This is a genomic window from Limnohabitans sp. Jir72 (assembly GCF_003063575.1).
GTDB lineage: Bacteria > Pseudomonadota > Gammaproteobacteria > Burkholderiales > Burkholderiaceae_C > Limnohabitans_A.
The window spans coordinates 18,675-39,425 of record NZ_NESC01000008.1; the positions used below are offsets into that span (position 1 = coordinate 18,675).

Below are 20,751 nucleotides of genomic sequence, written 5' to 3' on the forward strand. Positions count from 1 at the left end.
AGTCAGGACATGCTCAATCGTTTGATTTCCAATGACCAGCCCCGCAGCCGACTGCTGGCCGTCTTGCTGGTCCTCACCTTGCTGGGTTTGGCTTTTGCGCCTTTCCTGTTCCCGGGTGTCAAGGCCTTGTCGGTTGCGGCCAAGGTGCTGATTTTTGTGGTGCTGGTGGCGGGCTTTGACCTGCTCTTGGGCTACACCGGCATCGTGAGCTTTGCGCACACCATGTTCTTTGGCATCGGGGCCTATGGCATCGCCATCTCGTCCAACACCTGGGGACCGACCTGGGGCGCATTGGCCGCTGGCTTTGCGCTGTCATTGGCGCTCACGCTGGTGCTGTCACTGGCCATTGGTTTGTTTTCGCTGCGCGTGCGGGCGATCTTTTTCGCCATGATCACGTTGGCCGTGGCGGCGGCCTTTCAAACCTTGGCGTCTCAGCTTTCAGACTTCACTGGTGGTGAAGACGGCCTGAGCTTCAAGCTGCCTGAGCTGCTTTTGCCCAGCACCGAGTTCAGCGAAGAGCCTTTCCTGGGCGTGTCGCTGGATGGCCGCCTGCTTTGTTACTACCTGTTGTTTTTTTTGGCCGTGGGCATGCTCTTGTCGCTGCTGCGCATCGTCAACTCGCCCTTTGGCCGCGTGCTGCAAGCCATTCGCGAAAACGAGTTTCGCGCAGAGGCCATTGGCTACCGCGTGGTGGTGTACCGCACGCTGTCGAGCGTGCTGTCTGCGCTCTACGCCTGTGTGGCCGGTGCCATGCTGGCGCTTTGGTTGCGCTACAACGGGCCGGACACCTCGCTGAGCTTTGAAATCATGATGGACGTGTTGTTGATCGTGGTGATTGGCGGCATGGGCACCATCTATGGTGCGGCCATCGGCTCGGTGCTGTTCTTGTTGGCGCAAAGCTATTTGCAAGATTTGCTGCGACTGACCAGCGAGGCCACGGCTGCCGTGCCTTTGCTGTCGTCGCTGCTCTCGCCCGACCGTTGGCTGCTGTGGCTGGGACTGCTCTTTGTGCTGTCGGTCTATTACTTCCCGACCGGGGTGGTGGGGCGCTTGCGCAGCCGGGCCGCACTGCGGGCATTGGCTTCGACGAAACAGGCTTGAGGTGGATATGACTTTCACATCGAACTACATCACCTGCGCTGGGCTTGAAATCCACTACACAGACTGGGGCAAGGCCGAAAAAGGCACGGTCATCGCCTGGCACGGCCTGGCCCGCACAGGCCGCGACATGGACGAGCTGGCCGCGCACTTGAGCGCTCGGGGCTGGCGCGTGATCTGCCCCGACACGGTGGGCCGTGGTCTGTCGCAGTGGAGCAGCGCCCCTGAGCAGGAGTATTGCCTGGCCTTTTATGCCCGCATCGCCCGCGAACTGATGGACGGTCTGCAACTGCGCGCCGTGCACTGGGTGGGCACGTCCATGGGCGGTGCGATCGGCACGCTGTGCGCGGCGGGTCTGGTTGAGCCGACTTTGAAGCACCGCATCCTGAGCCTCACGCTCAACGACAACGCCCCTGAACTGGCGCAAGCGGCCATCGACCGCATCAAGGCCTATGCGGGCACGCCCCCGGCTTTTGCCACCGTGACCGAACTCGAAGCGTTTTTGCGCCAGGTCTACAAACCCTATGGTTGGCTGAGCGACGCGCAATGGCGACGCCTGGCCGAAACGTCCACCCGCCGCTTGCCCGACGGCCGCGTCACGCCGCACTACGACCCGGCCATGGTGGCCCAGTTCACGGCGCACCCCAACGACTATTTGATCTGGCCGCACTACGATGCTTTGAAATTGCCCGTCTTGCTGTTGCGCGGGGCGGAATCCGATCTGGTGTTGCCCGAAACCGTCAACGAGATGCGCCGCCGTGGACCGGGTGCCCTGGGCTTGCTCAAAATCATTGAAGTGCCCGGATGCGGTCATGCGCCCGCCCTGAATGTGTTGCAGCAGTTGGAATGGGTGACCGAGTTCATTGGCGCTCTTTGAACATGGGTTTTCACGCTGTCTGAGCTGCGGTTTTGCAGAGAAAATGGCTCAAACCATCAGTGGAACTTGACCCATGAATATTCTGAAATTTGCGCCTGTTTTGGTCTTGTTGACCACAGGTGCACAAGCCCAAAACCGCGAAGTGAACATCATCTGCTCGGCCCAGGCGGCTTGGTGCAGCATGATCGCCGTCACGTTCGAGAAAAGCCAGGGCATCAAGGTCAACATGACGGCCAAAGGCTCGGGCGAAGCGATTGCCCAGTTGGCCGCTGAAAAAGCCAACCCCAAGACCGACATCTGGTTTGGTGGCACGGGCGATCCGCACTTGCAAGCGGCCGAACAAAATCTGAGTCTCGAATACAAATCGCCCACGCTGCCCAAGCTGCACGACTGGGCTCAAAAGCAAGCCGCGCAGTCGGGCTATAAAACAGTGGGCATTTATTCCGGCCCGCTGGGCTTTGGCTACAACACCGAGCTGCTGGCGAAGAAAAAACTGCCCGTGCCCAAGACTTGGGGGGACTTGCTCAAGCCCGAATACAAAGGCGAGATCCAGTCGGCCAACCCGGCGTCGAGTGGCACGGCTTACACCATGATCGCCACCTTGGTGCAGCTGATGGGTGAAGACAAAGCCTTTGAGTACCTCAAGGGTTTGCACAAAAACATTGGCACCTACACCCGCTCGGGCACCGGCCCCATCAAGGCTGTGGCGCGGGGCGAGACGGCAGTGTCCATCAGCTTTGTGCACGACGGCCCCGGAGAAAAAGCCCAGGGCTTTCCCATTGAAACCATCACCCCGGCCGACGGCACGGGAGCCGAGATAGGCTCCATGTCCATCGTGCGCGGCAGCCGTAACTTAGAGGCAGCCAAGAAGTTTTACGAGTGGGCCTTGACCCCGGCGGCACAAGAACTGGCTGCGGCCACCTTGCAGTTTCAGCTGCCTTCGCACAAAGAGGCCAAGGTGGACCCGCGTGTGCCGGACTTCCGCAAGATCAAGATGATCAACTACGACTACGCCAAATACGGGCAGACGGCCGAGCGCAAACGCCTGATCCAGCGCTGGGAAAAAGACGTCAATTCGCTGCCCCGTTGAGTGAAAGCCTGAGATGAATCCTGCGTTGCGTTTGCAGCGGGCTTTGCAAGGGTGGGTCGTGTTCGGCCTGCTCGGCTTTGCGCTGCTGCCTTGGTATTTCCTGCAACAAATGTCTTTGGCCGAGGCACTGCCCGGCATCTGGGCGGGCGCTGAAACGGCCAGCGCCGCCGCGCAAGCGCTGCAGCATGGCCGCCCCTGGTTGTGGTCGGGTCTGGCGGGCTTGTTGGTGTGCGGTGCGGCCGTGGCGCGGCCTTGGCCTGCCCGCGCACAAGGCCGTCTGCTGCTGGTCGGCAGCTTGATCGGCCTGTTGGGCCTGCTGGCCAGTGGCTTTGCCATTGGGGCTACAGGCTGGGCCTTTGCATCGCTGGAATCCGTTTGGGGCGCCTTGCCCACCGGCCAATACGGCATGGGCTGGGGCGCTGCCGTGGTCCTGCTCAGTTTGTTGGTGCTTTTTGGTGCTGCGCTGGCGCGTTTGGGCGGTTTTCGGGGCGATGTGTTTGTGGCCGTGGCGGTGGTCGGCTGCACGGCGCTGCTGGCGCTGTTTGTGGTCTACCCGGTGCTGCGCTCCTTGGTGGCCGCTTGGGTGGACGATGCGGGCGCTTATGCCTGGGTGCACCTGCTGGACCGCGTGGCCACCGAACGCGTGTGGGGCCTGGGCTGCGTGCAGGGCGAGGGGCGCTGTGGCGTGGCCTGGAACACCTTGTGGCTGGCCTTCATCACCGCCACCGGCACCACCGTCATGGGCACTTTGCTGGCCTTGTGGGCTGAACGGGGCGGCACGCGATTGTCCAAACCGCTCAATATTTTGGCCATGCTGCCCATCATCACGCCGCCCTTTGTGGTGGGGCTGGGCTTGATTCTGTTGTTTGGTCGTGCCGGCCTGTTCAACCAAGGCTTGGAGTGGGCCTTCGGGATCGAGCCCGGGCGCTGGTTTTATGGCGTGTTTGGCATCTGGCTGGCGCAGATGTTCGCCTTCACGCCCATCGCCTTCATGATCATGCGCGGCGTGGTGCAGGGCGTGAGCCCGAGCATGGAGGAGGCCGCACAAACCCTGCGCGCCAGCCGCATGCAAACCTTCTGGACGGTGACGCTGCCCCTGCTCAAGCCCGGTCTGGCCAATGCGTTTTTGGTGGGCTTCATCGAGAGCATGGCCGACTTTGGCAACCCGATCATTTTGGGTGGGCAGTACGCGGTGCTGTCCACCGAAATCTTCTTTGCCATCGTGGGCGCAGCACTGGACCCGGGCATGGCCGCAGCTTTGGCTCTGGTGCTCACGGCCTTTGCGCTGGCGGTGTTTTTGGTGCAGCGCCAGGTGCTCTCGGGCAGCAGCTTTACCACCGTCTCTGGCAAGGGCGATGCGGGCGTGGCCATGGCCTTGCCGCCTGCGGTGCTGCGCGTGTGCCGCAGCGTGGCGGGGCCGTGGCTCTTGTTCACCGTGGTGGTGTACCTGTTTGCCTTTGCAGGCGGCTTTGTGCAGACCTGGGGGCGTGACTTCACCTTCACACTGGCGCACTTCAAAACCGCGTTCGATGTGCAGATGGGCGAGTTTGGCTGGGTGTTTGCCGGCACGGCCTGGAAGTCACTCTTCACCACGCTCAGCCTCTCGGCCATGGCCGCACCCATTTGCGCGGGCGTGGGCTTGCTCATGGCCTGGCTGCTGGCCCGCACCGAGTTTCGGGGTAAGGCAGCGTTCGAGTTTTCTGCACTGCTGACCTTCGCCATTCCGGGCACGGTGCTGGGCGTGAGCTACATCTTGGCCTTCAATGTGCCGCCGGTAGAGCTGACCGGCACTGGCTTGGTCATCGTGTTGTGTTTCGTGTTCCGCAACTTGCCGGTGGGCGTGCGGGCGGGCACGGCGGCCTTCAAGCAGCTGGACCGGTCTCTCGACGAAGCCTCTCAAATGCTGCGGGCCAGCACGCTGACCACGCTGCGCCGGGTGGTGTTGCCGCTGCTCAAGCCCGCGCTGGTGGCGGCGTTGGTGTACAGCTTTGTGCGCTCCATGACGACGGTGTCGGCGGTGATCTTTCTGGTCACGGCGCAATACGAGCTGGCCACCACCTACATCATTGGCCGCGTGGGCAATGGCGACTATGGCGTGGCGCTGGCGTATTGCACGGTGCTCATGGTGCTCATGTCGGCCATCACCTGGGGCATTCAAAAGCTGGTGGGCCAGCGGCAGTTGGGGCGGCGGGCCACTGTGGTCACACCGGCTTGAGACAAGGATTCAACAGTATGGGTATTCAATTCAAACAAGTCACCAAACGCTATGGCGGGGCAGATTCGCCGTTGGTGGTCAAGGGCATCGACTTTGCTGTGCCCAAGGGCAGCCTGACCACCATCCTCGGGCCGTCGGGCTGCGGCAAAACCACCACCTTGCGCATGATCGCGGGGCTGGAAGCCCCCACGGGCGGGCAGATTTTGATCGACGGCGTGGACGTGACGCACCTGGGCCCGTCCGAGCGCAATGTGAGCATGGTGTTCCAAAGCTATGCGCTGTTCCCTCACATGAACGTGATCGGCAACGTGCGCTACGGGCTGGACGTGAGCGGTGTGCACAAAGCCGAAGCCTTGGAGCGTGCCCACAAAAGCCTGGCTCTGGTGGGGCTGGCGGGCTACGAAGAGCGCCTGCCCAGCGAACTGTCGGGCGGTCAGCAGCAGCGTGTGGCGCTGGCTCGTGCGCTGGTGCTGGAGCCCTCGGTCTTGCTGTTTGACGAACCATTGTCCAACCTGGACGCCCGCCTGCGCCGGTCCATGCGCGACGAAATCCGCCACCTGCAGCAGCGCCTGGGCCTGACGGTGGCCTATGTCACGCACGACCAAAGCGAAGCCCTGGCCGTGAGCGACCAGATCATCGTCATGGAGGCCGGGCGCATCGCCCAAGCGGGCACGCCGCAAGACCTGTACGAACGGCCCGCATCGGCTTTTGTGGCCGGGTTCATGGGCGAGGCGGTGTTGTTTGACGGCCAATCGCTCAGCGATGGCATGGTGCAGCTGGGGCCACTGCGGCTGGTGCCGCGCCACCTGGTCGCCCCCGGTGCGGTGCGTGCAGCGGTGCGCCCCGAGGCTTGGTTGGTGGGGCGTGAGCTGGCGGGGGGCGAACAGCCTCAGCAGGTTTTGCGTGGATTGCTCAAGCAGTGTGCCTATTTGGGCAGCTTCATGGAGCTGACATTCGAGACCGAACTGGGTCCGGTGTTTGTGGTGTCCCCCGAGGTGGGCCGCGACTGGCGCATCGGCCAATTGCTGGCCCTGAGCCTGCCCGGCCGCAGCATCGCAGCGGTTGCGGTGTGAATGTCCCAGAGATGCCGCGCCCGAAATGACTTGTAGGAGCCCACTCCTGCGGGCGATGTTTGCTGTTCAACACGCCACAATGATTTGAAGTTGGGGTCCAACCCGACATGACACAGAAAAGAAAGACATGCCATGAGCCAAGACGTGGTGTTTGATTTGGGCGGTGTGGTGTTCCGCTGGCAGCCGCTGATGCTGCTGCAAGAGCTGTTTCCCACGCAAGTGCGCAGCGAGGCCGAGGCCCGCCAATGGGCCAGCCAGATTTTTGAAACCTTTCACCCCGAGGCCGACTGGGCGCTGTTTGACCTGGGCCGCATCGAGCCCGAGCCGCTGGCCCAACGCATCGCCGCCCGCACCGGTTTGGCCGAGGCCGATTTGCGGCACTTGATTGCCCACATCCCCGCGCACCTGCAGCCCATCCCGGGCACGGTGGATTTGATCCATGCGCTCAAGGCGCATGGCCACCGTTTGTATTTCTTGTCCAACATGCCTGCGGGCTATGCCGACCACTTGGTGCGCGTCAACGATTTTTTTGCGCAGTTTGAAGATGGCATTTTTTCAGCCCATGTGCAGCAGATCAAACCGCTGCCCGACATCTTTGCCACCGCTCAGGCGCGTTGGCCCCTGCGTGGTCAGCCAGTGTTCATTGATGACGTGCAACACAATATTGATGCCGCCGAGCGGCACGGCTGGCAGGGCATCCGCTTTGAGACGCCGGAGCAGGTGAGGGGGGACTTGGTGGGGCGGGGGTGGTTGGCGGTTTGACCTCTGAAAGGCCGATTGTCAGTTTCGACCTGCGTCAGATTAAGTTTTCGCCCCATGCGCCAAAGCCCGCTCCCGGCTGGCGGCCAGGGCCTTGGCATCTGGCGCTGACAAATCCCAGCCCTGCATGTGCCCCAGGCTGATATCGGCCAGCGCTTCGATCCACTGTGCATGGTTGTTCAGGCAGGGGATGTAACTGAAGCTTTCGCCGCCTGCGTGCAAAAACGCTTCTTGCGCTTCTTGCTGGATTTCTTCCAGCGTTTCCAGGCAGTCGCTGGTAAAGCCCGGGCAGATCACGTCGACTTTTTTCACGCCTTGCTGCGCCATGGCGATCAGCGTGGGCTCGGTGTAGGGCTCCAGCCATTTGGCTTTGCCAAAGCGTGACTGGAAGGTGAGTTTGTATTGGTCTTTGGACAGGCCCAGTGCCTCGGCCAGCAGGCGGCCGGTTTTCATGCATTCGCAGTGGTAGGGGTCGCCCAGTTGCAGGGTGCGTTCTGGCACGCCGTGAAAGCTCATCACCAACTTCTCGGCCTGGCCGTTGGCCGCCCAGTGTTCACGCACCGTGCGCGCCAGCGCGGCGATGTAGCGCGGGTCGTCGTGGTAGCGGTTGACAAAGCGCATCTCGGGGATGAGCCGGGTTTTCAGGCCCCAGCGGTAAACGGCGTCGAACACGCTGGCCGTGGTGGTACCACTGTATTGGGGGTAGGCAGGCACGATCAGCACGCGCTGCACGCCCTCGGCTTTGAAGGCGTCCAGCTGGGCCGGGATGGACGGCTGGCCGTAGCGCATGGCGTAGCGCACGGCCACTTGGTGGCCGCGCTCTTGCATGGCGGTGCCCAGTGACTGGGCTTGTTGTTCTGTGAAGGCTTTCAGGGGCGAGCCCTGCTCGGTCCAGATGCTGGCGTATTTGGCGGCTGATTTGGCCGGGCGCACGCGCAAGATGATGCCGTGCAGGATCAGCCACCAGATGGGTTTGGGGATCTCGACCACGCGGCTGTCGCCCAAAAACTCGGCCAAGTACTTGCGCAGGGCAGGGGCGGTGGGGGCACTGGGGGTGCCGAGGTTGCAGTACAGAACAGCCGTTTTGGCGGCCTGACCATGCTGGAAGGAGGGTTCTTTTTGAAATGCCATGTGGGGTATTCTCCCTCACCATGATTGACATTCCCCGAATCAAAGCCATTACCCTCGATCTGGACGACACTTTGTGGCCCGTCTGGCCCACCATTGGCCGGGCCGAGGCCGTGTTGACCGCATGGCTGACCGCGCATGCCCCCAGCACGGCGGCGCTGTCGGCCGATGCCGAGCTCAAAAAAGCCGTTCGCGCCGAGATCAACGCCCGCCATGCCGACCGGGCGCACGATTTGTCGTTTTTGCGCTTGCAGTCGATTCGCGCCTTGTTGCAGCAAGCCGGGGACCCGGTGCACTTGGCCGAGCCTGCGTTTGAGGCCTTTTTTGCCGAACGCCAGCGGGTGGACTTGTTTGACGATGCGCTGCCCGCCTTGGCCTTTTGGAGCCAGCGCTACCCGGTGGTGGCCTTGTCGAATGGCAACGCCGATGTGCACCGCGTGGGCATTGGCCAGCACTTTCACGCCAGCGTGAGCGCCCAGTCGCTGGGGGTGGCCAAGCCGGATTTGCGCATTTTTGTGGCCGGTGCCGAGGCCGCAGGTGTGGCCCCGCACGAGGTGCTGCACATTGGCGACGACGCCCACGCCGACTGTGTGGGGGCGCTGGCCGCTGGCATGCAAGTGGCCTGGCTCAACCGCGAAGGCCACGAGTGGACCCATGGCGACACGCGCCCGCACTTGGAGGTGCGAGACTTGCACGCGCTGTGTGCCCGCTGGCCTGAATACAAACCTTGAGGAGATCGAAATGACCTTGAAAATTTACGGCATTGGCGCATCCCGTGCACAACGCCCCTTGTGGACGGCGTTGGAGCTGGGGGTGCCGTTTGAACTTATTTCCACACCCTACGCCGGTGGCGCGACGCGCACGCCCGAGTTTTTGGCCATCAACCCCAACGGGCACATTCCGGTGCTGATCGACGAGCGGGCCGATGGTGCAATCACCGTGTGGGAAAGCATGGCTTGTGCCCTGTACATCGCCCGCGTGCACGGCCAAGCCGATGGCCAAACGATTGCGCCTGCCACGCCCCGCGAAGAAGCCGAGGCGCTGCGCTGGAGCTTTTGGACCGTGTCCGAGCTGGAGAGTGACGCGCTCACCGTGCTGATGCACCGCATGGCCATGCCCGAAGACCAGCGCAAACCCGAGTTGGCCGACAAAGCCGAAAGCCGCCTGAAAGTGCCACTGGCCGTGCTGGAAGCCCACCTGCAAGCCCAACATGCCCAAGGCGAAGCCTACCTGGCCGCTAACCGCTTCACCGTGGCCGACGTCTGCGTGGCCAGCGTCGCCAGCTGGGTGCGCCCAGCGGCTGCGCTGCTGGCGCAATACCCGGCGGTGGCCGCTTGGCTCAAAGCCTGTGTGGACCGGCCTGCGCAGGCTCAGGCGCGGGGGATGAAGTAAGGCCCTTCATCAAACTGACCGAGGCTTGGGCCTCGTCAATGATCACGCAGCTTGAATTGCTTGAGCGTGCAGCCGGATGCCCAAGGCCGAGGTGACTTTCAAAATCGTTGCAAAGCTGGGATTGCCTTCGCCCGACAGGGCTTTGTAAAGGCTTTCTCGGCCAAGGCCCGTGTCCCGCGAAAGTTGAGACATGCCCTTGGCGCGGGCAATGTGGCCCAGCGCCTTGGCAATAAATGCCGCATCGTCACCAGCTTCTTGAAGACAGGCCTCCAGATAAAGCGCCATGTCTTCCTCGGTTTTGAGGTGTTCGGCGCTGTCCCATTTTCGGAGCTTGAGTGTGCCCATGTGCTTACTCCTTCAATTGGCGCGCGAGTGCGTGCGCCGTTGCAATGTCTTGGGTTTGACTGGATTTGTCGCCCCCCGCCAAAAGAATCACGATTTGCATCCCGCGCTGTGTGAAATACACGCGAAAGCCCGGGCCAAAGTGAATTCGCATTTCTTCCACGCCTTCACCCACAGCCTTGTGGTCACCGAAGTTGCCTTCTTCGGCTCGATCGATGCGAGCCTGAATTCGTCTGGCCGTTTGTCGGTCCTTCAAGGACTCAAACCACACATCAAAGACTTCGGTGGTGTAAATCGTCTTCATGGCTGATTGTATCAATTGGGATACGATTTTAATGTCGGTGTTTATGGGATTTGCGTTTGGTGTGCATATGCAGATTCAAAATCCGCGCCCTCATTCATCCGCTGAATCAAGTGCAGCAAGCCAGTGCTGCCCACTTTGGCCAACCAGGGGCGCACTTCGTGCCCAGCAGCGGCATACACGGGGCTGAGGGAGGGCTGGCCTTGGGCCACGCGTTCAAAGTTCTTGTCGTCACCGAAGCGGTGAACGCCAGCCTGCCATTGCTGCAAGGATTGATAGGTCAGCAACTCATCGCGTGTGGGCCGGGGGATGTGGGCGTGGATCAGAAATTGCCATTGGTTTTCTGAGTGCTCGGGCGCTTCGCTGATGGTCGCGGCCAGACCTTCGTCAAACCACTGGGGCATGCGTTTCCAGGCCAGTAGTTTCAGGCGGGTACTCATTTCGGCGTGTGACCATTCGTGCGCCAGAAAGTGCCAGTTCAATCCACGCGGCGACAGCAAGATGCGTTGGCCGAAAACCTTGGCAGCGTCGCTTCGCCCGCCGAAGGCGGCATAGCATTTTTCGGTGATGCAGGCGTGCACGATGGGGCGTGCGCTGACGCTGCCGTAGGCCTTGTTAATGGCCGCTTTGGCCCGGGCCATGTCTGAGCGCAGTCGGTCCCGGGTGGCTTCATCGGTTCCGGCCTCGACATACAGATGGGGTGCAATGGGGATCAGGCCAAAACTTTCAGGGGCGAGCAATTTGCCGCTTTGCGCCACGCTGTGCAGCATGCCGCAGCCACTTAAGAGGGCCAAGCTTAAAAGGAGTGTGAGGGTGCGCAGTCGGATCATGTGGTCTTCGGAGCTTCAGGTTCATGTACCAACAAATCCCCCGGTTGGCATTGCAAGACTTCGCAAATGCGCTCAAGCGTGTCAAAGCGCACGCCTTTGACCTTGCCGGACTTGAGCAGGGAGATGTTGACTTCGGTGATGCCGACGGCGGCGGCCAGGTCGCGTGAGCGCATCTTGCGGCGGGCCAGCATCAGGTCGAGGTGGACGACGATGGGCATCAGACAAACGCTTTGTTTTCTTCGGCGATTTCCGTCATCCAGGCCATGAGGTAAGACAGCATGAGTAAGACGCCGCAAATCAACAGGCCCAGCAAGTCGCTGGGGTGTATTTCCCAATTCCAGAGCTGAGATTGAGGGGGCAGGTGCAGGGTGACCAGATAACTCCAGAGTGGGCGGGTCACGATGCCCAGCACGGCACAACCCAAGCCTGCCCAGGCACCGCGTTGCAGCCAGCTGCTGGTGATGGTGCTCAAGCCCATGTCGCGCAGCAAATGTTGTGTGGCTTGCCACAAACAAATGACAGCGGCCAACAACAGGAACCACAGGGACAGATTGAGGCCAACGGCGCTGCCCAGTTGCCAACTCGCACCAGCGTTGAGATCGCGTTGCCAATAACTGCCGACCTTGTGCAGAAATTCCGAGGGGTCTCGCAAGGGGTGAAGAATGTGAAGCAGCACCCAGAGTGTGTAGATGCTGCCCAGGACTCTCAGGGTCCAGATGACCGTGGCGACTTTGCGCCGCAGTTGGGCGTGACGCTCTGTGGATGGGGTGATCGATGTGTTCATGCAATGCCTCCTTGTGAAAGGAGTGCATTGGAACTCAAAAATAAAATTTAATCAATAAAAATTTATTGTTTTGTATTAAATTTTTATCGTAATAGAGAGTGATAGGAGTAGTTCAAAACCGCCCCAGCGCCTGCATCTTCCACGCCAGCCACAGCTTGCGCAGCGGCGTGAGCGCTATGCGCTGGTGCAGCACCTGAAAGCCCGAGGCTTCTATCTCGCGCAGCAAGGTGCGGTAGATGCTGGCCATCATGAGGCCGGGTTTTTGGGCGCGGCGGTCGGCCGCAGGCAGCAGGGCCAGGGCTTCGTCGTACAGGGCGTGGGCGCGTTCGGTCTGGAACTTCATCAGCGCTGTGAAGTTGTCTGAATACGTGCGCTGCATCAGGTCTTGCGCTTTGACGCCAAAGCGTTGCTGTTCATCCAGCGGCAGGTAGATGCGTCCGCGCATGGCGTCTTCGCCCACGTCGCGGATGATGTTGGTCATCTGAAAGGCTAGGCCCAGCTTGTGCGCATATTGGGTGGTGGCCTCGTCTGTCTGGCCAAAGATGCGGGCGGCGACTTCGCCCACCACGCCGGCCACCAGGTGGCAGTATTGGGTCAGGCCCGCAAAGTCCAGGTAGCGGGTCTGGTTCAGGTCCATCTGGCAGCCTTCGATCACGGCCATCAGGTGGTGGCTTTCGATGCCGTAGGTAGGAGCCAAGGGCATCAGCGCGTGCATGACCGGGTGGGTCGGCTGGCCTGCATAGGCTTGCAGCACTTCTTTTTGCCACCAGCCCAATTTGGCGGCGGCCACGCTGGGGTCTTTGATTTCGTCGACCACATCGTCCACTTCGCGGCAAAACGCGTAAAAGGCCGTGATCGCTGCGCGACGCTCTGCGGGCAGAAAGAGGAAGGCGTAATAAAAGCTGCTGCCCGAGGCGGCGGCTTTTTGCTGGACGTAGTCTTGCGGGCTCATGGGTTGGGATTCTCGCATTGGTGTTCAGCGACTTGAATGGGCTGTCTGCGCAGACAGCCTTTCAAATTCGTGGCTCAGCGCTTGCACGGACACCCCGCGCAGCAGCAAGCGCCACAGCAGGCCTTGCACTTCTCGGCGGGGCATTTTGACGCGTTGGGTCAGTGATGCCGGTCCGGCTTGCAAGAGCAGGGCCACGGTGCGTGCCCCGATCAAGGCGGGCAAGGCGCTGGCCAGCCGCAAGCGGCGGCTTTGCACGGCGCAGCTGTAGCGCAGGCCGGCGGCCAGTTGTGTCTGGATCTGTTGCAGGTAGCTTTGGTACAGCGGTGTCAGCTGTGCCAGTGTGTGGGCCTGGCCCTCAAGGACGGCTTGGCTCAGGCTTTCAGGGCTCAGCCCCCAAGTATGGAGCTGCTGCGCTGGCCAGTAGCAGCGGCCTTGGGCCAAGTCGGCTCCGGCATCGCGCACGATGTTCAGGCGCTGCAGGCCCATGCCGTAAGCGCGGCCCAGCGCATGCATCTCTTCGTTGGGCAAGGTGGCGAAGCCGGGCAGGTGGCGTGCGCACAGCGCGGTCCAGAACTCGCCCACGCAGCCTGCCACGAGCCAGGTGTAGTCCTCCAGCTCGGCTTCGTTGTCCAAGGCCTGCGGGCCACTGCCAAAGCGGCTCACGTCCAGCGTTTGGCCTTGGGTGATGTGGCCCAGCACCCAGCGCACGCTGGTCTGGTCGGCAGGCGACAGGGTTTGCAGCAGACTCAGCCCCTCGGGCAGTGCCAGCATCAAGGCGCGTTCGTGAGGATCGCTTTGCTGGGCGGCAAAGCGGGTGAGCGCGGCTTTCAATTCTTGGGTGGCGGTCTGCGGCGTTTCGATGGCGGCCAGCAGTTGGGCCAGCAGGGCTTGCCGTTCGGCGCGGGCCAGTGCGGTGGTGTCGGCCACCGTGTCGGTGGCGCGGGCCAGCAGGTAGCCGATGGCGATGGGGCCACGCAAGGGGCCGGGCAGCAGCCGGATCGACAGGTAAAAAGAACGCGACACCCCGCGCAACAGCCGCAGCTGCGCCGCTGTCAAAACAGGCATGTAGATGGGGGGCAAAAGGGCGTTTTCGGGCATGGTCATCGCTATTGTCGCTTGACAGATGTCATGGCTTTGCTTAGATTACTAACCAGTCAGTCATTAATTTCAGGGATCCTTTCCATGTTCCATTTCAGTTTGCCCGCAGAGGCAGGGCGCTGGGCGTTTCGCCTGAGTGCCGTTTCGGCCGTCACCGCAGCGCTGGTGCTGTCGGGCTGCTCCCGCCAAGAGGCTGTTCAGGAGCCGGTGCGCGCGGTCAAGGTGTTGACGGTGGGTGGTTCGGATTTGAATTTGCAGGGCGAGTATTCGGCCGAAGTGCGTGCCCGCGTGGAATCGCGCCTGGGTTTTCGGGTGGGCGGCAAGCTGGTTCAGCGCCAGGCCGAAGTGGGCCAAAGGGTGAGTGCCGGCCAGGCCCTTGCCCAAATCGACGCGCAGGATTACCAATTGGGGGCTCAAGCCGCGGTGGCCCAAGTGGCAGCAGCGCAAACCCAGCGCGATCTGGCTGGGTCTGACTTCAAGCGCTACGAGTCACTCAAGGCGCAAAACTTCATCAGCGGCGCTGAACTGGAGCGCCGCGAAACCACACTCAAAGCCGCAGAGGCTGCTTTGACCCAAGCCAAGGCACAAGCCCAGGCCCAGGCCAACCAGGCGGCATACACCCGGTTGAACGCGACCGCGCAAGGTGTGGTGACTGCGGTGGAAGCCGAAATCGGTCAGGTCGTTTCGGCCGGGCAACCGGTGGTGCGTTTGGCGCACGATGGGCCACGCGATGCGGTGTTCTCGGTGTCCGAGCAGGCGGTTTTGGTTTTCAAGGTGGGGCAGGAAATGCAGGCCCAGCTGGGCAGCACCGGTCAAGGCTTCAAGGGCCGTGTGCGCGAAGTGGGCGCCAGTGCCGATCCGGTGACGCGCACTTATCTGGTCAAGCTGGCGCTGGAAAAAGCCGAGCAATGGCCTTTGGGGGCCACGGTGAATGTGCTGGCAGGGCATCTGCCGGGCAGTCAGGCCGCAGCGATCAAATTGCCCACCAGCGCTTTGCGCCAGGACGGTGCAGCCACGGCGGTGTGGGTGCTGGACGAGGCCAGCATGACGGTGCGCTCGCAAACCGTTCAGATCGGGCCCATCGATGGCAACCAGGTGGTCATTGCCTCGGGCCTGAAAGCCGGGCAGAAGGTGGTCAGTGCCGGTGTACATGTGTTGACGGCAGGCCAGAAAGTCTCTGAATACGGTGCCAATGCCAAGCCTGCAGCACCTGCAGTAGCCAACGCAGCGCAGCGGTGATGGCCATGCAAGAGACCGACAACACCCGTTTCAACCTCTCGCGCTGGGCGCTGGAGCACCCGGCCCTGACCCGCTACCTGATGGTGGCGCTGATGGTGCTGGGCATGGCGTCTTACTTTCAATTGGGACAGGATGAAGACCCGCCGTTCACCTTCCGGGCCATGGTGGTGCGCACCTATTGGCCCGGTGCCACGGCGCAACAGGTGGCCGAGCAGGTGACCGACAAGCTCGAACGCACCCTGCAAGAGGTGCCTTACGCCGACAAAATCCGCAGCTACTCCAAGCCCGGCGAGTCGCAAATCATTTTGGAGCTGAAAGACTATTCCAAGCCTGGCGAGGTGCCGCAGGTTTGGTACACCGTGCGCAAGAAGGTCGGCGACATGCGCGCCACCTTGCCACAGAGCGTGCAGGGTCCGTTCTTTAACGACGATTTTGGCGATGTGTACGGGGTGATCTATGCACTGAGCGGCGATGGCTTCAGCTCGGCCGAGGTCAAGTTCCAGGCCGATCGCGTGCGCCAAACGCTGTTGCGTGTGCGCGATGTGGCCAAGGTGGAGCTGTTCGGGGTGCAAGATGAAAAAGTCTTCATCGACATTTCGCAGAAAAAGCTCGCGCAGATGAGTCTGGACATGGGCGCTGTGCTCGCGCAGCTGGGCCAGCAAAACGCGGTGGAGTCGGCCGGCAGTTTGCAGTCACCCCACGATGTGGTGCAGGTGCGTGTGGGTGGGCAGTTCCAAAATTTGGACGATCTGCGCGCCATGCCGATCCGCGGGGCTTCGGGCGCACAACTGCGCTTGTCGGACATCGCCCAGGTCAGCCGTGGCTATGTGGATCCGCCATCGGTCAAGGTCCGCCATGAGGGGCAAGAGGTCATTGGCTTGGGCGTGAGCATGGCCAAGGGCGGCGACATCATCGCCTTGGGCCATGCCTTGCAAGCCAGCGTCAAAGAGATCGAAGTGGGTTTGCCGGTCGGCTTGAAGCTGTCCCAGATTCAGGACCAACCCTCTGCGGTGTCCAAATCCGTCAACGAGTTCATCAAGGTGCTGATCGAGGCGGTGGTGATTGTGCTGGCGGTGAGCTTTTTGGCGCTGGGCTTGCACAAGCGCCCCGGACACCACCCCCTGTGGAAGCGCTGGACGCTGGACATCCGCCCTGGGCTCGTGGTGGGCATCACCATCCCGCTGGTGCTGGCAGTGACCTTTTTGGCCATGAACTACTTTGGCATCGGCCTGCACAAGATTTCGCTGGGTTCGCTCATCATCGCGCTGGGCTTGCTGGTGGACGACGCCATCATCGCGGTCGAGATGATGGTGCGCAAGATGGAAGAGGGCTACGACAAATTCCGCGCGGCCACCTTCGCTTACGAGCTGACGGCCATGCCCATGCTCACGGGCACGCTGATCACGGCTGCAGGCTTTTTGCCGATTGGCATCGCCAAGTCGGTCACGGGTGAATACACCTTCGCCATTTTTGCGGTGACGGTGATCGCCTTGATCGTCAGCTGGGTGGCCTCGGTTTACTTTGTGCCTTATCTGGGGGCCTGGTTGCTCAAGCCGCCAGCGCATGCGGTGGCCGGTGCTCACCACGATTCGGCCGAGATGTTCGACACGCCGTTTTACCGCCACTTTCGCCAGTGGGTGACTTGGTGCGTCACCCACCGCTGGAAGACGATCGGCATCACCATCGCCTTGTTCGCTTTGGGCATTGTGGGCATGGGCAAGGTGCAGCAGCAGTTCTTCCCCGATTCGAGCCGCCCGGAAATCCTGGTGGACCTGTGGCTGCCCGAGGGCGCGCCTTTTGCGGCCAGCGAAGAAGTGGCCAAGCGGGTGGAAAAGCGCCTGGCGCAAGAAGAGGGCGTGAGCTCGGTGACGACCTGGGTGGGCTCGGGCGTGCCGCGTTTTTACCTGCCGCTCGATCAGGTCTTTCCGCAAACCAACGTCTCGCAGCTGATCGTCTTGCCCAAGGACTTGAAGACGCGTGAGAGCCTGCGGGTCAAACTGCCTGCTTTGCTGGCGCAAGAATTCCCGGAGATCCGTGGCCGCGTCAAGTTGCTCCCCAACGGGCCACCTGTGCCTTATCCGGTGCAGTTCCGCGTGGTGGGCACCGAACCTGCGGTGCTGCGCCAAAAGGCCGAAGAGGTCAAGGCCGTGATGCGCCAGAGCGACAGCACGCGGGGTGTCAACGACAACTGGAACGAGTCGGTCAAAACCGTTCGCTTGGAAGTGGATCAAGCCAAGGCCCGTGCCTTGGGCGTGACCAGCCAGTCGATCGCGCAAGCGTCGCGCACTTTGCTCTCTGGCGCGCCGGTGGGGCAGTACCGCGATGGCGACAAATTGATCGACATCGTCTTGCGCCAGCCGCTCAATGAACGGGACGCTTTGTCGGACTTGGGCCAAGCCTATGTGCCGACCGCTTCGGGCAAGTCCATCCCCCTGTTGCAAATTGCCAAGCCTGTGTTGGGGTGGGAGCCGGGCGTGATGTGGCGCGAAGGTCGCCAATACGCCATCACGGTGCAGTCGGACATTTCCGAAGGCGTGCAGGGTGCGACGGTGACGGCGCAGTTGCAGCCTGAGCTTAAAAAGCTGCAGACGCAATGGTTGGCTCAGGGGCAATCCGATTACCGCATTGAAGTGGCGGGCGCTGTGGAGCAAAGCTCCAAGGGTTCGGCATCGATTGCGGCGGGCGTGCCGATCATGCTGTTCATCACCTTCACTTTGTTGATGCTGCAGTTGCAAAGCTTCAGCCGTTCGGTTTTGGTGTTCCTGACCGGGCCTTTGGGCATGGCCGGTGTGGCAGCCGCTTTGCTGGCGCTCAACCGGCCTTTCGGCTTCGTGGCCTTGCTCGGCGTGATCGCGCTCATGGGCATGATCCAGCGCAACTCGGTCATCTTGATCGACCAGATCGAGCAGGACCGCGCTGCCGGGGTCGAGCCTTGGATCGCGATTGTCGAGTCGGCGGTTCGTCGCTTACGGCCCATTGTGCTGACGGCGGCCGCTGCGGTGTTGGCCATGATCCCGCTGTCGCGCAGTGTGTTCTGGGGGCCGATGGCCGTGGCCATCATGGGGGGATTGATCGTCGCCACCGCGCTGACTTTGCTCGCTTTGCCTGCCATGTATGCCGCCTGGTTCCGCGTGCCGCGCCCGACACATGCTGCTCAGGCGGCTTGAAAACCAGCGTCGCAGACGGGAAAACCAGCACCGCCCGGACCCGAAAACGGGGTCCGGAGCAGCTAAAATAGAAAGTTGACCGATTTCAAACGGGCGGTCAGGCCTGTGGATGGCTCCCATCACGGCCTGTTCGCCCTTTTTGTTTGGACCCGCGCGGGTGGCGAAATTGGTAGACGCACCAGGTTTAGGTCCTGACGGTGGCAACACTGTGCGGGTTCGAGTCCCGCCCCGCGCACCAACCGACTTTGGGCCAATGGGGCAACCCTGCGGCATGAGAGAAATTCATTTAACCGAGAACGACGATGACTGTGACTGTTGAAACCCTTGAAAAGCTGGAACGCAAGATCACCCTGACTGTGCCTGTGACGGCCATCCAGTCCGAGGTCGATGCACGCCTGAAGAAAATGGCCCGCACGGTCAAGATGGACGGTTTCCGTCCCGGCAAAGTGCCCATGAACGTCGTGGCCCAGCGCTATGGCTACTCGGTGCAGTACGAAGTGCTCAACGACAAAGTCGGCGAAGCTTTCGCTGTGGCTGCCAACGAAGCCCAAGTGCGCGTGGCCGGTCAGCCCCGCATTTCTGAAAAAGAAGGTGCGCCTGAAGGCGAGCTGAACTTCGAAGCCATCTTCGAGGTGTACCCTGAAGTCAAGCTGGGCAATCTGGCTGACACCGAAGTCGAGAAGTTGACTGCTGAAGTCTCCGATGCCGCCATCGACAAGACCCTGGACATCCTGCGCAAGCAGCGCCGCACCTTCGCGCAACGCGCACAAGACCTTGCTGCCCAAGACGGCGACCGCGCCACCATCGACTTCGAAGGCAAGATCGACGGTGAAGTGTTCTCTGGCGGCAAAGCCGAAGACTTCCAGTTCATTCTGGGCGACGGCCAAATGCTCAAAGAGTTCGAAGACGCCGTGCGAGGCATGAAGTCGGGCGAAAGCAAGACGTTCCCCCTGGCTTTCCCTGCCGACTACCACGGTCAAGACGTGGCTGGCAAAACCGCTGACTTCTTGGTCACCGTGAAGAAGCTCGAAGCGGCCAACCTGCCCGAAGTCAACGATGCCTTGGCCAAGTCCTTGGGCATCGCCGACGGCACCGTGGAAGGCCTGCGCGCTGACATCCGCAAAAACCTCGAGCGCGAAGTGAAATTCCGCTTGCTGGCCCGCAACAAGCAAGCCGCCATGGACGCCCTGGTGGCCAAGGCCGAGCTGGACCTGCCCCAGGCCATCATCCAGTCCGAGATCGAGCGTCTGAAAGAAGGTGCCCGTGCCGACTTGAAGCAACGCGGTATCAAGGACGCTGACAAGGCTCCGATCCCTGATGACATCTTCCGTCCTCAAGCCGAGCAGCGCGTGCGCTTAGGGCTGGTGGTGGCCGAAGTCGTGCGTGGCAACACCTTGCACGCCAAGCCTGAGCAGATCAAGGCCCACATCGAAGAGCTGGCTGCCAGCTACGAGCGTCCTGAGGACGTGGTGCGTTGGTACAACAGCGACAACCAGCGTTTGGCCGAAGTGGAAGCCGTGGTCATCGAGAGCAATGTGTCCGATTTCGTGCTGGCGCAAGCCAAAGTCACGGAAAAAGCCATCTCTTTCGAAGAGCTGATGGGCCAACAAGGCTGATCGGATCTTTGAATCCCTGAAGAATGGGGCTTGTGCCGGGCTTGCAGTCTGGCAGACAAGCCCCATCTCATTGGTGGGTTTGAAACTCGGGTTAAAGTCACCTTAGAAATTCTTGGAGAAAAGATGAGCGCACTGGACATCACAAATTTGGGCATGGTGCCCATGGTCGTCGAGCAATCGGGCCGTGGCGAGCGCGCCTATGACATCTATTCGCGTCTGCTCAAGGAGCGCGTGATTTTTTTGGTGGGCGAGGTCAATGACCACATGGCCAACCTGATCGTGGCCCAGCTGCTGTTTCTGGAGAGCGAAAACCCTGAAAAGGACATCTCGCTGTACATCAATTCGCCCGGCGGTTCTGTCAGCGCTGGCATGGCGATTTACGACACCATGAACTTCATCAAGCCCGACGTGTCCACGCTGTGCAACGGCATGGCCGCCAGCATGGGCGCTTTCTTGCTGTCTTCGGGCGCCAAGGGCAAGCGTTTTTCGCTGCCCAACTCCAAGATCATGATTCACCAGCCTCTGGGCGGTGCGCGTGGTCAGGCCACCGAGATCGAGATCGCGGCCCGCGAGATCATCAAGACACGTGCGCACCTGAACCGCATCCTGGCAGAAAACACGGGCCAGCCGCTGGAGAAGATTGAGCGCGACACTGAGCGCGACTATTACCTGTCTGCCGATGAGGCCAAAGACTATGGTTTGGTCGATCAGGTGATCGCCAAGCGCAGCTGATGCAAGCCGGTTCAACCGGCCCAATATCTGACGGCGTTTACCTCCCGAGGTGAGCGCC

At 61.5% G+C, this 20,751-nt stretch carries 20 protein-coding genes and 1 tRNA gene; 13 read left to right on the forward strand and 8 right to left on the reverse strand.

Annotated elements, in window-relative coordinates:
- Positions 1-9: 9 nt before the first annotated feature.
- From B9Z52_RS12195 to B9Z52_RS12220, 6 genes are all read left to right on the forward strand, one after another.
- Positions 10-1,101 carry a branched-chain amino acid ABC transporter permease gene (locus B9Z52_RS12195; protein WP_108414138.1) on the forward strand — a complete coding sequence of 364 codons (1,092 nt, stop codon included), beginning with the start codon at positions 10-12 and terminating at the stop codon, positions 1,099-1,101.
- A gap of 7 nt (positions 1,102-1,108) precedes the next feature.
- Entirely contained in the window at positions 1,109-1,975 is an 867-nt protein-coding gene (locus B9Z52_RS12200) for an alpha/beta fold hydrolase (RefSeq protein WP_108414139.1), read from the forward strand.
- A 73-nt stretch (positions 1,976-2,048) separates the two neighbouring features.
- Positions 2,049-3,065: an ABC transporter substrate-binding protein gene (locus B9Z52_RS12205; RefSeq protein ID WP_108414140.1), complete on the forward strand. Its 1,017-nt coding sequence runs from the start codon at positions 2,049-2,051 to the stop codon at positions 3,063-3,065.
- Positions 3,066-3,078: 13 nt separating this feature from the next.
- The gene (locus B9Z52_RS12210; protein ID WP_108414141.1) at positions 3,079-5,280 is read left to right on the forward strand and encodes an iron ABC transporter permease; all 2,202 of its coding nucleotides are present in this window, start codon (positions 3,079-3,081) and stop codon (positions 5,278-5,280) included.
- A 17-nt stretch (positions 5,281-5,297) separates the two neighbouring features.
- Positions 5,298-6,353, forward strand: a complete 1,056-nt coding sequence (locus B9Z52_RS12215) for an ABC transporter ATP-binding protein (protein WP_108414142.1) — start codon at positions 5,298-5,300, stop codon at positions 6,351-6,353.
- A gap of 132 nt (positions 6,354-6,485) precedes the next feature.
- On the forward strand, positions 6,486-7,115 hold the full coding sequence (locus B9Z52_RS12220; protein ID WP_108414143.1) for an HAD-IA family hydrolase: 630 nt from the start codon (positions 6,486-6,488) through the stop codon (positions 7,113-7,115).
- A gap of 39 nt (positions 7,116-7,154) precedes the next feature.
- Here B9Z52_RS12220 and hemH read toward each other — a convergent pair whose 3' ends face one another.
- On the reverse strand, positions 7,155-8,243 hold the full coding sequence (gene hemH, locus B9Z52_RS12225; protein ID WP_108414144.1) for a ferrochelatase: 1,089 nt from the start codon (positions 8,241-8,243) through the stop codon (positions 7,155-7,157).
- A gap of 20 nt (positions 8,244-8,263) precedes the next feature.
- Here hemH and B9Z52_RS12230 point away from each other — a divergent pair, with 20 nt between their 5' ends.
- Together B9Z52_RS12230 and B9Z52_RS12235 are read left to right on the forward strand one after the other, a co-directional pair.
- A complete protein-coding gene (locus B9Z52_RS12230; RefSeq protein ID WP_108414145.1) occupies positions 8,264-8,971 on the forward strand; it encodes an HAD family hydrolase in 708 nt (235 codons plus the stop codon).
- Between the two features lie 10 nt (positions 8,972-8,981).
- Complete coding sequence (locus tag B9Z52_RS12235) at positions 8,982-9,632, forward strand: glutathione S-transferase family protein (RefSeq protein WP_108414146.1); 651 nt, start codon at positions 8,982-8,984, stop codon at positions 9,630-9,632.
- Between the two features lie 42 nt (positions 9,633-9,674).
- On the opposite strand, the gene B9Z52_RS12240 is transcribed toward B9Z52_RS12235, so the two are convergent.
- The 7 genes from B9Z52_RS12240 to B9Z52_RS12270 form a co-directional block, all read right to left on the reverse strand.
- Complete coding sequence (locus B9Z52_RS12240; protein ID WP_108414147.1) at positions 9,675-9,977, reverse strand: addiction module antidote protein; 303 nt, start codon at positions 9,975-9,977, stop codon at positions 9,675-9,677.
- A gap of 4 nt (positions 9,978-9,981) precedes the next feature.
- A complete protein-coding gene (locus B9Z52_RS12245) occupies positions 9,982-10,278 on the reverse strand; it encodes a type II toxin-antitoxin system RelE/ParE family toxin (RefSeq protein ID WP_108414148.1) in 297 nt (98 codons plus the stop codon).
- A gap of 41 nt (positions 10,279-10,319) precedes the next feature.
- Positions 10,320-11,105 carry a hypothetical protein gene (locus B9Z52_RS12250; RefSeq protein WP_146182853.1) on the reverse strand — a complete coding sequence of 262 codons (786 nt, stop codon included), beginning with the start codon at positions 11,103-11,105 and terminating at the stop codon, positions 10,320-10,322.
- Complete coding sequence (locus tag B9Z52_RS12255) at positions 11,102-11,323, reverse strand: helix-turn-helix transcriptional regulator (RefSeq protein WP_108414150.1); 222 nt, start codon at positions 11,321-11,323, stop codon at positions 11,102-11,104. Before B9Z52_RS12255 ends, B9Z52_RS12250 begins: the two co-directional genes overlap by 4 nt.
- Positions 11,323-11,889, reverse strand: a complete 567-nt coding sequence (locus B9Z52_RS12260) for a hypothetical protein (RefSeq protein ID WP_108414151.1) — start codon at positions 11,887-11,889, stop codon at positions 11,323-11,325. Before B9Z52_RS12260 ends, B9Z52_RS12255 begins: the two co-directional genes overlap by 1 nt.
- Positions 11,890-12,001: 112 nt before the next feature.
- Positions 12,002-12,841 carry a presqualene diphosphate synthase HpnD gene (hpnD, locus tag B9Z52_RS12265; RefSeq protein ID WP_108414152.1) on the reverse strand — a complete coding sequence of 280 codons (840 nt, stop codon included), beginning with the start codon at positions 12,839-12,841 and terminating at the stop codon, positions 12,002-12,004.
- Positions 12,842-12,865: 24 nt separating this feature from the next.
- Positions 12,866-13,945 carry a squalene/phytoene synthase family protein gene (locus B9Z52_RS12270; RefSeq protein ID WP_233251948.1) on the reverse strand — a complete coding sequence of 360 codons (1,080 nt, stop codon included), beginning with the start codon at positions 13,943-13,945 and terminating at the stop codon, positions 12,866-12,868.
- A gap of 78 nt (positions 13,946-14,023) precedes the next feature.
- On the opposite strand from B9Z52_RS12270, the gene B9Z52_RS12275 reads away from it, so the two are divergent.
- The 5 genes from B9Z52_RS12275 to clpP all read left to right on the forward strand — a co-directional run bounded on the left by B9Z52_RS12275 (position 14,024) and on the right by clpP (position 20,693).
- Positions 14,024-15,178 (forward strand): efflux RND transporter periplasmic adaptor subunit, encoded by a 1,155-nt coding sequence (locus tag B9Z52_RS12275; RefSeq protein ID WP_108414153.1) that lies wholly within the window; start codon positions 14,024-14,026, stop codon positions 15,176-15,178.
- Positions 15,179-15,183: 5 nt separating this feature from the next.
- On the forward strand, positions 15,184-18,345 hold the full coding sequence (locus tag B9Z52_RS12280; protein WP_108414278.1) for an efflux RND transporter permease subunit: 3,162 nt from the start codon (positions 15,184-15,186) through the stop codon (positions 18,343-18,345).
- Positions 18,346-18,496: 151 nt separating this feature from the next.
- Positions 18,497-18,583: transfer RNA gene (locus tag B9Z52_RS12285), tRNA-Leu, on the forward strand.
- A gap of 64 nt (positions 18,584-18,647) precedes the next feature.
- On the forward strand, positions 18,648-19,961 hold the full coding sequence (tig, locus tag B9Z52_RS12290) for a trigger factor (RefSeq protein ID WP_108414154.1): 1,314 nt from the start codon (positions 18,648-18,650) through the stop codon (positions 19,959-19,961).
- Between the two features lie 123 nt (positions 19,962-20,084).
- Positions 20,085-20,693, forward strand: coding sequence for an ATP-dependent Clp endopeptidase proteolytic subunit ClpP (gene clpP / locus B9Z52_RS12295; RefSeq protein WP_108414155.1), 609 nt, complete (start codon positions 20,085-20,087; stop codon positions 20,691-20,693).
- Positions 20,694-20,751 lie beyond the last annotated feature (58 nt).